Genomic DNA, 14,208 nt, shown 5'->3' with positions numbered 1-14,208 from the left:
CTCTGGAACGCGTCCAGGGACGCGTTCCGCACGCTTCGGCGCGACGCCTGCCCCTTGCAGGGCCCACGCCCGCCGAAGGCCGCTCAAGCCATACGCAATTTCACCGCCGCGATCGACCTCGATGTTGCGGGCGCCGCCGCCTCGCCCGGCCGGCGGCGGCGGTCAGAACCTCCAGCTGAGCTGGGCGCGAGCGCCGTGGTCGGTCGCGCGGTCGCCGTAATCTCCCGAATAGGTCACGCCCAGCACCACGGATCGGGCGAGGTCGGCTTCCATGCCCAGATTGACGGCGAGGCTGTCCTTGTCGATCGGCGCGCCGGCGACCCGGAACGGCGACGCGCCGGAAAAGGCCAGGTCGATGGTCGGCGCGCGATCGCCGAACGCGTGGCGCAGGGCGACCGAACCGGTGAGGCGCAAGCCAAGCTCGCCGGTGCTCAGGTCGCTCTTCAGCCGCACGCCGATCGAACCATAGGTCAGGTGCTGATCGCCACCGCCATGCAGCACGGCGCCGCCGCCCTGCTCGCTGACATCGGCGTCGCTCAGGGCCACATAGGCCAGGCCGGCGAACGGCTGCACCGTCGCGCCCGCCAGTTCGCGCTTCACCGCGACTTCACCGAACGCCTGATAGGTGCGGGCCGAATAGTCGCTGGACAAGGCCTCGCCGAACGTTCCGAACGCAACCCGGCGCGAGGCCTTTACGTCATGCCATGCATAGGCGCCGCCGAGCTGGAACGACAGCCCGCCACGCTCGGCCAGGACATAGCCGCCGAGATGGTAGGTCTCGACGTCGTGCGTGGCGCGCGTGGTCTTCAAGTCTCCGCCGCTGTAGCCCACGGCGACGCCGGCGCGGATGTCCCGGCCCAATGAGCCGTCGTAGCCGGTCAACAGCCCTTGGATGTCGCGGTCGTAGCTCTGGGCGTTGCCGTCGCCCTTCATGGAGCCCCAGCCGCCGAAGGCCTGCCCCCAAGCCGAGCGTCCCTCGGCGCCGGCTAGGTCGCCGCGCCCCAGGATGGCGTCGCGCACGAAGCGGCTGTCCTGGATCAGCGAACCGCGCAGGCCTGCATAGTCGGAACCGGCCAGTTGGTCGAAGGCGTCGCGCGCCTGATCAGCCGAAAGGTTGACCACGGCGACGAAGACCGGGCTGTTCCAGCCCAGGGCTTCGGCGCCGCCCCCCACCGCGGCCTGGTTCGGGGTCGCGCCGATGTCCGCGAAGCTGATGTCGTTGCGGCGCAGGCGCAGATAGACGTTGGAGGCGTCATAGCTGAGCGAGGGGTCAAGGAAGGCCAGGTTCGAGGTGACGCCGTCGAACCTGCTCCCGGCCGCCAGGCCGCCGTCGGCGTGCAGGATCACATAGCTGGTCTCGGGCCTGTAGGTTCCCGCGCCCGCCAGCACCCTGACGGCGCCGCCCTGGATCGTGGCGACGCCAGACGCGACGATCCTGTCGGCCTGTCCCGCCGCGTTCGCCTCGACCTCGAAGACCGAACCGGTCTTGAAGGTGACGCCGCCGGCGACGTTCAGCGTGCCGATCGAATTGCCCGGCGCGATCGTGCCCGACACCACCGTGGTCCCCACCGTGCCGACGCCCTGGAGACGAGCACCGGCCCAGACGTCCAGCGTTCCGCCCAATTGGCCGTTCACGACCAGCGTACCTTGCTCGACCGTGGTGGCGCCGGTGAAGCCGGCGGAGCCGCCGGTCAGTTGCGTCCTGCCCGCGCCGACCTGGCGAAGGCGTCCGGCGCCGCTGATCGTTCCGCCGAAGGTCAGGCTGTCGGAGCGGTCGAAGACCAGTGCGCCGTTGGCGACGACGTCGCCGGCGATCGAGCCCGTCGCGCCGCCGGCGCCCAGTTTCAGCAGCGCGCCCGAGGCGATGGCCGTGCCGCCGGCATAGGTGTTGTTCGCGGTGAGCGTCACGCCCCCGCCCAGGATGCGCACGGCGCCCGAACCGGAGACCAGGCCGCCGAAGGTGGCGGAATCCGACCGGTCGAAGGCCAGCACGCCCTTGTTGACGACGTCGCCGACGATCGAACCCGAAGCGCCGCCGTCGCCGATCTGCAGCGTGCCCGCCTGGATCGAGGTGCCGCCGGCATAGCTGTTGGCGCCTGTCAGGATCAGCGTGCCGGCTTCGGTCTTGATCACCCCGCCCGCGCCCGTAATCGCGGCTCCGATCCTCGCCTCGTCGGACAGCACACGGATCTCGCTGCCGGTGGAAACGGTGACCAGCTGGCCGGCTCCCGTCAGCTCGTAGCCTTCGTCGACGAACTGCAGGCCCTGGAAGCTCTGTGCGTCCCGCATCGTGATCAGCCCGCCTGCGAAGCCCGCGGCGTCCTTGAAGATCGCATGCTTGCCCGCCCAGTTCGTCGGGGCGTTGCCGCCCTGGTTCAGCCATTGCGTGGCCGCGGCGCTCCAGACGCCGTCGCCGCCCTGCCAGTGCTGCAGGGTGTCGTCGCCGACGATGAAGGCGTTGCTGACGAACAGGTCGACCCGACCGCCGCCCGTCTGCAGCTCGTAGCCCAGGCCGGCCTGCGACGGCGTGGCGCCGATCACGGCCGTGCTGGCCGTCAAGGTCCCGCCATAGGTGATCAGGCGATAGTAGCCCACGCCGACGAGGCCGTCGGCCAAGGCCGCGCTCTGCGACAGATTGACCACGCCATTCAGCGCCAGGTCGCCGCTGACGACTACCCGGTCGCTGACGCCGGACGAGGCCGATGACGCCCCCGACGCGCCCAGTTCGATGTCGAGGCTGGCGCCCGACGCGAGGGTCAGGTCGCCGTCGATCGACAGGGATCCGACCGAATTGCCGGGGGCCAGGCGGCCGCCGCTCTGGACCGTGACGGCGCCCACCGTCCCCGAGCCGGCCAGGGTCGCGCCGGAGGCGACGGTGAACGTCGAACCGCTCAGGGAGCCGTTGACCGACAGGGTTCCGGACCCGACCGTGGTCGAGCCGGTGAAACCCGAGGAATCTCCGGTCAGGATCAGTTTTCCCGAGCCGGCCTTCCGGAACTCGCCGGCGCCGGAAAGCACGTGGCCGTAGGTCGCGTCGCTGACCTGGTCGAGGGTCAGGAACGCGCCGGCGGCGATCGTTGCGTCTCCGCCCAGCGTACGCGCCCCGGCGATCACCCCGCCGCCCGAGATCGTCCAGTCCGATGCGATCTCGCCGCTCAGGGTCAGAGTACCCGCGCCGGCCTTGGTCACCGTGCCGCCGCTGGAGATCCGCCCGGCATATACTCCGTCGAACGCCTGGTCGAAGACGACGCCCCGGCTGCCAGCGCCGCCGACAAAGACCACGTCGCCGGCCAGGCTGTTGCTGTCGCCCTTCAGCACGCCTTCGCGCACCGACCAAGTCTGGTTGCCCGTCCCCGTGAGGGTCCAGGTGCTGGCGCCCAGCTTCTCGAAGGTGTCGAAGCCCATGTAGCCGTAGCCGTCAACGGACCCGTCCGACCCGATATGCATGGCGTCGAACGTGTCGTCGTCAGCGCCGCCCAGGGCCAGCACGTTGTTGGAGCCGCCGCCGGTCACCGCCGTGACGTCACGGATCCACGAGCCGGCGTGAAGCTCCAGGCGGTTGTCGCTGCCGAACAGCTCGATCGCGTAGGCGCGCTGGAAGTTTACGCTGACGCCGCCGATGATCGTGCCTGAATTGATGATGGTGGTGGAGCCCGTGCTGGCGCCGACCACGCCCCGGCCGCCGGCGCCCCGCCGGATCGCGTTGGAGGCAGGGCCGCCCGCCCCGCCCTGGATCGTTCCGGCATTGACCAGCAGCCCCGGCTGGCCGCCCGTGAAGACGATGCCCGCACCGCCCGCGCCGGAATAGTTGCTGCCGGAACCGCCGTTGCCGCGCCCGCCGACGCCGCCGGCGATGAGGCCGGTCGCGCTGTTCTCGATGCTGCCGCCCCAGGCGATCACGCCGATGCCGGCCGCGCCGCCGTTCGAATAGCCGTAGCCGCCCTCGCCGCCCGTGATCGTGCCCGCATTGGTGATGGTTCCCAGGTTGCTCAGCACGCCGGCGGCCCCGGCCCCTGCCCAGCTGGCGAAGGTGCCCCCTGCCCCGCCCGTGATCGTGCCGCTGACGACGTTCAACGCGCCGCCGCTGTAGAGGAACAGGCCCGCGCCGCCGTTGCCGAACGAACTGCCCGTGCCGCCCGTGATGGCGCTGGCCGAACCGCCCGCGCCGCCGTTCACGGTCACCGAGCCGCCGTTCAGCAGCACCAGTCCAGCGCCGCCGCCACCGCCGCCACCGCCGCCGCCGACACCGCCGCTGCCCGCGCCGCCGTCACCGCCCGTGACGTCATAGCCCGCGGTTGACAGCTGCACGTTCGCGCCCGTCAGCACCAGACCGCCGCCGCCGCCGCCGCCCGCAGCGCTCGCGCCGCCATTGGCGCCGTCCGTCGCGATGTAGTCGACGGCCAGAGAGGTGGTTCCGGTCGTGGCGAGCTGCCAGCCCAGGCCGCCGTCGCCGCCCGCGCCGGCGCCAGCCGCGCCGCCGCCGCCGGCCGAGAGGTCGTTCAGCGCCCCTGGCTGCCCTCCGGCGCCGCCGGCGCCGGCCTCCGCCGAGCCGGTCGGCGTGCCAGCCGCAGACCCGCCGTAGCTCCCAGCGCCGGAGGCCCCGCCGCCGCCGCCCGCAATACCGCCTTGAGGTGTATGGGGACTATAGCCGGCGCCAGCGCCGCCGCCCTGGGTGATCTGCCGGGCCTGGACCATCGGGGCGCCGAGGCCGACCGCCAGCGCCAACACCGTGAGCGAGATCGAGCTGCGGATGACCCGCGTGTTGTTGAACGCTCGAACCTTGTTGAACGACTGCCGCACCTGGACACCTGCTGGGCCCGTCTTGCCGGGCCGATCTTGAGCTGCAGGGACGTCAGATCGCGTCGTTAGACGCGCTCGCCCGGGTCAGGCCCGATCCCCGAAAACGCACGCGCGAGCGGGATCGACGGCGACGCCCTCAGGCGCGCCGCATCGATGGTCCGCAGGACGCGTATCGATCCGTCCCTGCCAGCGGAACGTGCGCCGGCCTATGCGATCCCGGCATGAACAGCAGCGCTTAGGACTGAAGGATCAGTGCGGGCTGCGCCGCAAGGTGTCCGAAGGACGCTCGCCGAAACGAAGGCGGTAAGCCTGGGCGAAGCGGCCCAGTTCCCAGAAGCCGTGGTCCATGGCGACATTGGTCACCAGGGTGGCGGCGGGATCGGAAGCCCGCAGCCGGGCATGAACTAGATCCAGCCGGCGATTGCGCGCATAGCGCACCGCGCTTTCCCCCAGGAACTCCTGGCAGGCCAGGTTGAGCGTTCGCTCCGCTGCGCCCACGACCCTGCAGATATCGCCCAGCGACAGCATTTCCTCGGGTCGCTCCTCCAAGGCGCGCTCGAAACGGGCGACGATCTGGCGATGACGCCCCAGGGCGGCCCTGTCGGGCTTGACCAGCCCCTGCGAGAGGCAGGCCATCAACCTGTCGACGACCGCGCCCGCCAGGGCCTTGGACGGCTGGGGCTCGGCGAGGATCTCGGGCGTGTTCTGGATCACGCCTGAAATGTCGCTCATCAGCCCGATCAGTTCGTTCATCGCCGCTGGCGGCGAGACGAACATGCGATCCTCGTCCAGCCCCGCCCCAAGGCCGGCGCCCATCATGTTGGGGGCGTGCGTCGTCAGTCGATCGAACGGCATCGTCACGATGCCGAACGCCCACGGCATGCCGGGCGGAGAGCCGGTGACCGTCCGCTCGTTGGGCCGGAAGTGAAAGATGTGCCGACCGAAAAGTTTGCGCCCCGAGACGCGCCGCATGATCCCCGGCTCTGTGGCGAACATGAAGGTGTGGACGCCGGGAATGGCTGCCGTCTGGGCGATGCCCTGGGCGAAGCGTCCCATCCCCAGGTTCAGCCCGCCGAAGCTGGCCCGCGCCAGCATGCCGTCGAAGCGCCCGTTCGTCCGTTCCAGCGGAAGAGGCTTTGCTCCCGAATTGATGTCGCCGATCGCCAGCGCCATCGTCTCGGGGTCGGTGAACCTGGCGAAGGCGCTGGAGGCGGAAGGCGGGCTGGACGGGTCGGGCGTCATCTTGATGCGGAGAGGTCGCAAGCTGTGTCGCCTTTGCGACAATCGCCAACCGGTAGGCCAAGACCCGGCAAAGGACAACCGGAGTCGATGATCCACGGCCGTTCTCGATCACCCCCTTGCCTGACCGGTCCAACCAAGGGCCCCTCGCTCCCCCCAACCGGGGCTTGCCACCCGCATCTTTTCGGGCGGCAAATGCGGTCAGCTCCAGACTCGGAGTCTGGAAAGCGGCGGAACTCACCTGTGCGATTGATCAAGGCCGTCCTTTTCGCGGCGATGCTGCTGCAGACGACGGCCTCGGTCGCGGCCGAACCGACACGCCGCATCATCCACTACACTCATCAGAGATGGACCGAGGAAGGCGAGGCGCCCGCGCCGATCGTGGCGATGGCCCAGGGCCGCGACGGCTTTCTCTGGCTGGCGACGGGCACGGGCCTGTTTCGCTTCGACGGCGTCGTCTTCGAGCGGATCGACGCCGAGAGCGGCGACGAACGGCACGACCAGCCCAGCGCGGTGCTTGCGACCCGCGACGGGACCATCTGGACCAGCTTCACCCGATCGCGCCGCTTCGCAGTCTATCGCGACGGCGCGCTGAAGGTCCTGCCCACGCCCATCGCTCCCGACCGGGTCGTGGCGATGGCCGAAGGAAAGGACGGTGCGATCTGGGCGCTGACCGCCGTGTTCGACGCCGAACTGCTGCGGCTGCGCGATGGACGCTGGCGGTCGTTCGACGCCGACGACGGCCTGCCGCGCGACGACGCTTTGAGCCTGCTGGTGGCGGCCGACGGCGGCGTCTGGGTTTCGCTCAGCAACTCCGTCGCACGCCTGGCGCCCGGCGCCGAACGGTTCGAGATCGTGCGCCGCACCCCGCGCGCCAACGGCATGCTGTCCCAGGACCCGCAAGGCCGGATCTGGCTCTCCGAACGACGTGGCAGCTATCCCATCACCGGCCCGGGCGGACATGGACCACCGCCGGTCCAGACCCCCTACCCCACCGACGACGCCCAGATCCGCGGCGCTCCCTTCTTCGATCGCGCGGGCAACCTGTGGCTCGCCACCCGCTATCGCGGCCTGCAGAGAGCGGCAGCCGCTTCGCACGGCGGTCCGCGCCTCATCGAGTCGCTTCGTGGGCGCGACGGTCTGTCCTCGGACCTGACCAGCCAGGTCTTCGAGGATCGGGAAGGCAACATCTGGGTCGGCTCGGAAAAGGGCCTGGACAAGCTGCGCCCGGCGACGCTGAGGTCGGAGCCCGCGCTCACCAATCCGGCGGCCTTCGGCGACAAGCTGCTGGCCGCCTCGGACGGCGCGGTCTTCATCGGCCAGGCCGACGCGCTCTACCGGGCCGCCCCGGGCGGCGTCCCCAAGCGCGTTCTCGGCGGGATCCGCGAGCCGCAGAGCCTGTGCGAGGCGCCCGACGGCGCCATCTGGATCGCCTTCGCCGATCGCATCGTCGTCTGGAAGTCCGGCCGGCCGACGAGAACCCTGGTTCGTCCCGATACCGACAGCATCATCTACGATTGCGCCTTCGACGCCCAGGGCGACTTCTGGATCTCCGCCGCGGCCGGGGGCCTGCTGCGCTACCGCCAAGGACAATGGCGGGTGATGTTTCCCCCGACGCTGGGCGACGGCTTTCGTCCGACGACCATGGTCCGGGACAGCCAGGGACGGCTCGTCGTGCAGTGGGACCTACGCCGGCTGGCGTGGCTGGATCAGCCGCAACCCCGCTTCCAGGCGCTGGACCTCGGACGCGACGCCACGGCCGTGACGCTGCTTCCCGCCTCGCGCGGTGACATCATCGCCGCCGGCGCGTTCGGCCTGGCCCGCTTCGGCGAGGATCGGACGCAGACGGTCGTTCCCGATCGCGGCCCCCTGCGCGGGCGGATCAGCGGCCTCGTACAGACGCCGGAAGGCGACACCTGGCTGGCCTATCCCCGGGCCCTCGTCCGGCTCTCGGCCTCCGATCTGGAACGAGCCTTCGCCACGCACGTCCTCGCGCCCGCGAGCCTGTCGCTGGGCTTTGGCGACGGCCTGACCAGCCGCCCGCACTCGCACAGCCAGCGCTCGCTCGTCCAAGGCGGCGATGGGCGGCTCTGGGTGGCGACGGAGACTGGCGTCCTGTGGATGGACCCCCGGCGCATCGCCCGCGACGGCCTGCCTCCGGGCGTGGCGATCAAATCGGTGACATCCGGCGGACGCCTCCATCGCGACCCGACCGCCCTGAGCCTCAAGGCGGGCGCCTCGAGCATCGAGATCGACTATGCAGTGCTCAGCTTCGCCGATCCCCGGCAGGCCAGCGTCCGCTACAGGCTGGAGGGCCTGGACGAGGAGTGGGTGGATCCCGGTGCGCGCCGACAGGCGTTCTACACCAACCTCAAGCCCGGCAAGTACCGCTTCCACGTCATCGCGGCCAGCAGCGAGGGCGTCTGGAACCGCACGGGCGCGGCGATCACCTTCGAGATCCCCCCGACCTTCCTCCAGTCGCGCTGGTTCCTCGCCGCCTGCCTGCTCCTGGGCGCGGCGCTGCTGTGGCTGCTCTATCGCCTGCGTGTGGCCCAGGTGGCGCAACGCATCCATGTGGGACACGAGGCGCGCTTGAGCGAGCGCGAGCGGATCGCGCGCGAACTGCACGACACCCTGCTCCAGAGCGTGCAGGGGCTGGTGCTGCGCTTCCAGTCGATCGCCAACAAGATGCCGCCGGACGAACCGTCGCGCGACCTGATGGAATCCGCGCTGAAGCGGGCCGACGACGTGATCATCGACGGCCGCAACCGGGTCCGCGACCTGCGCACGGCCGAGCATGCCGGCGACCTGGCGGCGATCCTGGAAGAGCGGGCGGGCGTCGCCTGCTTCGACCCTTCGGTGCTGGTGAAGGTGTCGACCGAGGGCGCTCCCCGCCCGGTGCATCCGCTGGTCGCCGGCGAGATCGGCCGGATCGCGGGCGAGGCGCTGTTCAACATCGCCCGCCATGCCCGCGCCAGGTCGGTAGAGATCGCGATCGACTTCGCCGGCCACCAACTCAGCGTCCGGATCCGCGACGACGGCGTGGGCCTTCCCCCCGACGTCATCGCCCGGGGCCACAAGTCGGGGCACTTCGGCCTGATGGGCATGCGCGAGCGAACCCAGCGGATCGGCGGCGTGCTGTCGATCGACAATCGGCCGTCCGGCGGCGCGGAGATCAGCCTGCGCCTGCCGGCTCGCCTGGCCTACGTCGCCCAGGCCCAATCGTGGACATGGCTGTCCGATATCCTTCGTCGTTTCAGGAGAAGCCAGGTTGGCTGAGTCGAGTTCGCGTCCCATCCGCATCCTCGTGGTCGACGACCACCCCATCCTGCGCGAAGGCGTCGCCGCGATCCTGGAGGACAGGGCCGACATGGTGGTCGTCGGCGAGGCCCGGGACGGGGTGGAGGCCATCGTCCAGTTCCGCGACCTGCAGCCGGACGTGACGCTGATGGACCTGCAGATGCCGGGCATGGGCGGGGTGGAGGCGATAAAGGCCATACGCGACGAGCACCCGGATGCACGCATCGTGGTGCTGACCACCTATGACGGCGACGTGCAGGCGGTGCGCGCCCTGCGGGCCGGCGCATTGGGCTATCTGCTCAAGAGCAGCCTGCGCACCGAGATGCTGGACGCCATTCACGCCGTCAAGCAGGGCCGGCGCTACCTGCACCGCAGCATCGCCGACGAGATCGCCATGCACGTGCTCGACGATGGCCTCAGCGAGCGCGAGGTCGCCGTCCTGCAACTGGTCGCCATCGGCAAGGCCAACAAGCAGATCGCGCGGGAACTGGGAATCTCGGAGGAAACGGTGAAGGGCTACCTGAAAACCATCTTCACCAAGCTCAACGTCTCCGACCGCACCCATGCGGTGACGGTCGCCGCCCGCCGGGGCATCATAGAGCTCTAGTCGGTCAGCCCTCGCCTTCCGAGCCAAGCCGCCAGGTTCAGCACGTAGCGGTGAGTATCGGCCAGGGCGCGGGGTTCGCGGGCCATGCCGTCGCCGGGCGTCTCCGACACGAAGCTCGGACAGCCCGCCGCCAGGTCCCAGTTGTAGTCGGCGAAGTGATGGAAGGTGCTCTGGGCGACGGCGGCTCCCGCCGCGCGACCGCGCTCGAAGGCGACGGCGAGATTGAAGGCCCGGCCTGTCGTCCGGCTCGCGCCCGCGGCGATAACCCGGGCGTCGGCGCCTTCCGGCGCGATGACGGCGCCCTCGTGCGGATGGGCCGGCAGGTAGCGCAGCACGCCCGTCGGCGAGGTCGGATCGCGCAGAATGGGATGCACCGGCCCGATCGCCACGATCTCCTGGTAATCGCCGTTCGCGCCCGAGCGATAGTTCGGCCAGGAGATGGCTTGGGTTTCCTCGTCATCGCGCACATGGCGCGCGGCGTCGGGCTCGAGGTTGCGGCTGTGAAAGCAATGCGCCGCGCCCACCCCGCCCAGGGTGCAGACGGACGAGCCGAGATCCATGTGGTCACGGGCGATCATCAGGCCGCCGCCGGTCTCGCGGAAGCGCGAGACGGCGACGCAATCCTCCTCGGTGAGCCCGTCGCCGACATCGACGGCGAACAGCCAAAGCTGGTCGAAATCGCCGTACTGAATCCGCGAGAGCACGGGATCGGGCGCTGCCGCAGCCTGTCGGTCACGGGCCTCGACGGCATAAAGCGCCCGCCCCTCGTCATCGACAGCGCCAGCCAGCAGTTCGCGCAGGGCGCTGAACCTTGCGATGGACCAGTCGTCGTCGTTGGTCGGGATCGTCGTCTGCAAGAGAATCCGGATCGGACCTGGGCTGCTCATCGAAATCTCCGGCGTCATCCTAAAAGACCCCGTCCGCCCCCAAAGCTCGGCGACGGACGGGCTCGACCTCATCGCGCCGAAGCGGCTTCCTCGATCAGGGCGGCGACCTTGTCGGGGTGCGAGACCATCAGGGCGTGCGACCCGCCCTCGATGGCGACGGTCTTTCGCGCCTTGGCGCGTTCGGCCATGAACCGCTCAGTCTGTGCCGGGATGTTGCGGTCGGCCGTGCCATAGACGACGTAGGACGGGAGCTGCTTCCAGGTCGCGGCGGTGGCCGGTTCGGCCAGGGCGGCCTTGGTCACCGGGCGCTGGGTCGCGGCCATCAGCGCCGCGGTCGCCGGCGGCACGTCGGCGGCGAACTGGCCGTGGAACTTGGCCGGCTGGATGTAGAAGTCCTCGCCCCCGTCCGGCAGGCGAACCGAGGTCAGGGTCTCTCCCAGCGTGGCGCCGGGGAACTTGGCCGACAGGGTGAGAGCCGACTCCCCCACGTCCGGCAGGAAGGCCGCGACATAGACCAGCGCCGAGACGTGCGCCTTGCCGACGGCCGCCTCGGTGATGACCTCGCCGCCGTAGGAATGGCCGACCAGCACGACAGGACCCGGGATGGAGTCGACCAGCGCCGACACCGACGCCGCATCCGAGCTCAGCCCCCGCAGAGGGTTGGCCGCCGCGATCACGGTGTAGCCGTCGCGGGACAGCTTGCCGACCACGCCATTCCAGCCCGAGGCGTCGGCGAAGGCCCCATGAACCAGCACGATGGTGGGCTTGGCCCCGGCGGCGTCGGCCGCGTGGGCGGAGGCCGCGCCGGACAGCGCCATGGCGGCGGCGAGCGACAGGGCTCGGATGGACTTGCGCATCGATATCTCCGTGATGGGCGGAAGGGCCCTCGCGCAACAGGATGGGCCGGCGGTCGGGAGCAGGCCTATCTCGCGGATGGGCCTGCTCTCCTTGTGCTAAGGTCTAGGATCGCCCGCCTGCGCGGCCTGCGGCGCCCGGGCCAGCGCGCGGGGCGGCAGGAAATCCCCGGCATGAGCCAGGTCGGGCCAGGGCAGAACGGTCTCGCCGGCCACCATCCAGCCGTCCGCCTCCTTGCGCAGCCGAAGCTCATAGAGCGCCGGGCGCGTCACCGGGCTCATGCGGCGATAGAGCAGAACCGTGGCGTGATCGCCCTGCTGCTCCACGTGCAGGAAGCGGTGCTCGGTCGACAGCGAGGCCTCGCCGTCGTCGCGCCGCCCCCGGAACTCGGCGAGCATGTCGGCGCGGCTGCTTCGCACCACCTTTCCTTCGTCGTCGAGGAACAGCAGCGACTGATCGGCGGTATAGAGCGCCTCCATGCCCTCCATGTCGTAGGCGCTGCCCAGGCGGATCACACGCAGCACGAAGTCGATGATGGCGGGGTCGTAGATTTGCTTGGTCATGATGTTCTTTCCTGATTGAGAGGGCCTGCTCACAGCAGGGTCATGCCGCCGTCGACCTTCAGGTCGATGCCGGTGATGAAGCTGCTGGCGTCGGAGGCCAGGAACAGCGCGGCCTTGGCCGTCTCGTCGGGACGGGCCATGCGGCCGAGCGGAATGCGGGCGGCCATGCCGGCCTCGAAGGCCGGTCGCTGCTCGGCAGGCACGCCCAGCTTTTCGAGAATGGCGGTGTCGGTCGGGCCCGGGCTGAGCAGGTTCACGCGGATACGGCGCTCGCGCAGCTCGACGGCCCAGACCCGCGCGAAGGCGCCCAGGGCCGCCTTGGAACCGGCGTAGGCGGCATGCCCGTCCAGCGCCTTGCCCGCGGCGATGGAGCCAGTGAGGATGATCGCCCCGCCGTCGCGCAGCAGCGGCTCGACCTTCTGCACGCCGAAGAAGACGCCGCGGGTGTTGACCGCGAACTGGGCGTCGTATTCGGCCTCCGAGACCAGCGGCGACGGCGTGATCGTGTTGATCCCGGCATTGGCCATGTAGACGTCGAGGCCGCCGAAGCGCTCGCGCACCACATCGGCCACCGCTTCGTGGTGGGCAGGGTCAGCGACGTCGCCGACGACGCCGAAGGCGCGCGGGCCGATTTCAGCGACGGCCGCCTTCACTGCGTCGGGCCTTCGGCCCGTGACGATCACGTTCGCGCCCTGCTCGGCGAACAGCTTGGCCGAAGCCAGGCCGATGCCGCTGGCGCCGCCGGTGATCACGGCGACCTTGTCCTTGAGAGTGTCCATTTCGCTTTGCTCCGATCGCGTCTGTTCGCGTTCGGACACCTAGATAGACGTGAGCGAAATTCTTATAAGAACGCAGAACAGAACATCTTTTGTGCCATTATGGACAAAATGAACAATCCTCTCGAAAACGCCGCCGGGCTGTCGGCCTTCATCGATGCGGTGGAGACCGGCTCGTTCAGCGCAGCCGCCCGCAAGGCCGGGGCCACGCCTTCGTCAGTGTCCAAGAGCGTCGCGCGGCTGGAGGCCCGGCTGGGCGTGCAACTGTTCGCGCGCTCGACCCGCACCCTGACCCTCACCCCCGAGGGCGCGGCCTATTTCGAGCGGGTCATGCCGCTGCTGCGCGCCCTCGGCGAGGCGCAGGACGTCGTGCAGACCGCCGCCGCCGCGACCGGACGCCTGCGGGTGTCGATGCCCACCGACCTTGGCCGCCTGCTGCTGGATCCGCTGACCCGGGTGTTCATGCCCAGGCATCCGGGCGTGAAGCTCGAACTCGACATGAGCGACCGCCATGTCGACCTGATCCGCGAGGGCTACGACCTGGCCCTGCGCGCCGGCCAGGTGGAGGAGAGCGACCTCGTCGTGCGTTCGCTAGGCGCCGCGCCGCTGGCCCTGGTGGCCTCGCCCGAACATCTCGATCGCCACGGACGCCCCCAGACCCTGGCCGAACTGGCGGCCGCCCGCCACGTCGGTTACCGCCTGGGCGGACGCCCCTTCCCCATCCGCTTCGCAGACGGCGCGACGCTGTCGCCGGAAGGCGTGCTGGACTGCGATTCCGGCTTCGCCCTGAGGGCGGCGGCGGTGAATGGCGTCGGTATCGCCCAGCTGCTGCGCTGGACTGTCGACGAGGACATCCGCGCGGGCCGGCTGGAGGTCGTCATGCCCCAAGCGCCCCTGCCCGTGGTGCCGCTGCGGATGCTGCACGCCTTCGGCCGCTTCCAGCCCCTGCGCGCGCGACTGTTCTCCGACTTCGTCGCCGAACAGCTGGCGGCCATGGCGCGCAACCCTTCCTGAGCCTGGGACACGCCGCTTACCGTCCGACCCTACCCACCGGTATAGGTCGGCCCTGCCCAACGCCCGGATCGATCGTCGTCCTCGCCATCCGTACCCTTCCGTTCAACGCTGCCGGCCCGCTTGCCCACCAACGGGATCACGGGTTCGGCGAGACGGATGCAGAGACG

At 70.1% G+C, this 14,208-nt stretch carries 9 protein-coding genes; 3 read left to right on the top strand and 6 right to left on the bottom strand.

The features are described from left to right. Positions 1–162: 162 nt before the first annotated feature. Complete coding sequence (locus tag P7A99_RS09690; RefSeq protein WP_277793680.1) at positions 163–4,800, bottom strand: autotransporter domain-containing protein; 4,638 nt, start codon at positions 4,798–4,800, stop codon at positions 163–165. A gap of 249 nt (positions 4,801–5,049) precedes the next feature. After that, on the bottom strand, positions 5,050–6,063 hold the full coding sequence (locus P7A99_RS09685) for an AraC family transcriptional regulator (RefSeq protein WP_277793679.1): 1,014 nt from the start codon (positions 6,061–6,063) through the stop codon (positions 5,050–5,052). A gap of 219 nt (positions 6,064–6,282) precedes the next feature. On the opposite strand from P7A99_RS09685, the gene P7A99_RS09680 reads away from it, so the two are divergent. Together P7A99_RS09680 and P7A99_RS09675 are read left to right on the top strand one after the other, a co-directional pair. Next, entirely contained in the window at positions 6,283–9,318 is a 3,036-nt protein-coding gene (locus P7A99_RS09680) for a sensor histidine kinase (RefSeq protein ID WP_277793678.1), read from the top strand. Continuing rightward, positions 9,311–9,946, top strand: coding sequence for a response regulator (locus P7A99_RS09675; RefSeq protein ID WP_277793677.1), 636 nt, complete (start codon positions 9,311–9,313; stop codon positions 9,944–9,946). The genes P7A99_RS09680 and P7A99_RS09675 overlap by 8 nt, the downstream gene beginning before the upstream one ends. Here the strand turns inward: P7A99_RS09675 and P7A99_RS09670 are convergent. The 4 genes from P7A99_RS09670 to P7A99_RS09655 all read right to left on the bottom strand — a co-directional run bounded on the left by P7A99_RS09670 (position 9,943) and on the right by P7A99_RS09655 (position 13,030). Continuing rightward, positions 9,943–10,833: a hypothetical protein gene (locus P7A99_RS09670; RefSeq protein ID WP_277793676.1), complete on the bottom strand. Its 891-nt coding sequence runs from the start codon at positions 10,831–10,833 to the stop codon at positions 9,943–9,945. The two genes, P7A99_RS09675 and P7A99_RS09670, sit on opposite strands and share 4 nt — an antisense overlap. A 68-nt stretch (positions 10,834–10,901) precedes the next feature. Beyond that, positions 10,902–11,690, bottom strand: coding sequence for an alpha/beta fold hydrolase (locus tag P7A99_RS09665; protein WP_277793675.1), 789 nt, complete (start codon positions 11,688–11,690; stop codon positions 10,902–10,904). Between the two features lie 96 nt (positions 11,691–11,786). After that, on the bottom strand, positions 11,787–12,251 hold the full coding sequence (locus P7A99_RS09660; RefSeq protein ID WP_277793674.1) for a hypothetical protein: 465 nt from the start codon (positions 12,249–12,251) through the stop codon (positions 11,787–11,789). A gap of 29 nt (positions 12,252–12,280) precedes the next feature. Next, positions 12,281–13,030: an SDR family NAD(P)-dependent oxidoreductase gene (locus tag P7A99_RS09655; protein WP_277793673.1), complete on the bottom strand. Its 750-nt coding sequence runs from the start codon at positions 13,028–13,030 to the stop codon at positions 12,281–12,283. Positions 13,031–13,138: 108 nt separating this feature from the next. Here P7A99_RS09655 and P7A99_RS09650 point away from each other — a divergent pair, with 108 nt between their 5' ends. After that, the gene (locus P7A99_RS09650) at positions 13,139–14,041 is read left to right on the top strand and encodes a LysR family transcriptional regulator (protein ID WP_277793672.1); all 903 of its coding nucleotides are present in this window, start codon (positions 13,139–13,141) and stop codon (positions 14,039–14,041) included. The last annotated feature ends 167 nt before the right edge of the window (positions 14,042–14,208 follow it).

The sequence above is a fragment of the Caulobacter endophyticus genome (assembly GCF_029543245.1).
Lineage (GTDB): Bacteria > Pseudomonadota > Alphaproteobacteria > Caulobacterales > Caulobacteraceae > Caulobacter > Caulobacter endophyticus_A.
The sequence above is the reverse complement of the archived record's forward strand: the minus strand, read 5'-3'. Positions and strand labels throughout refer to the sequence as shown.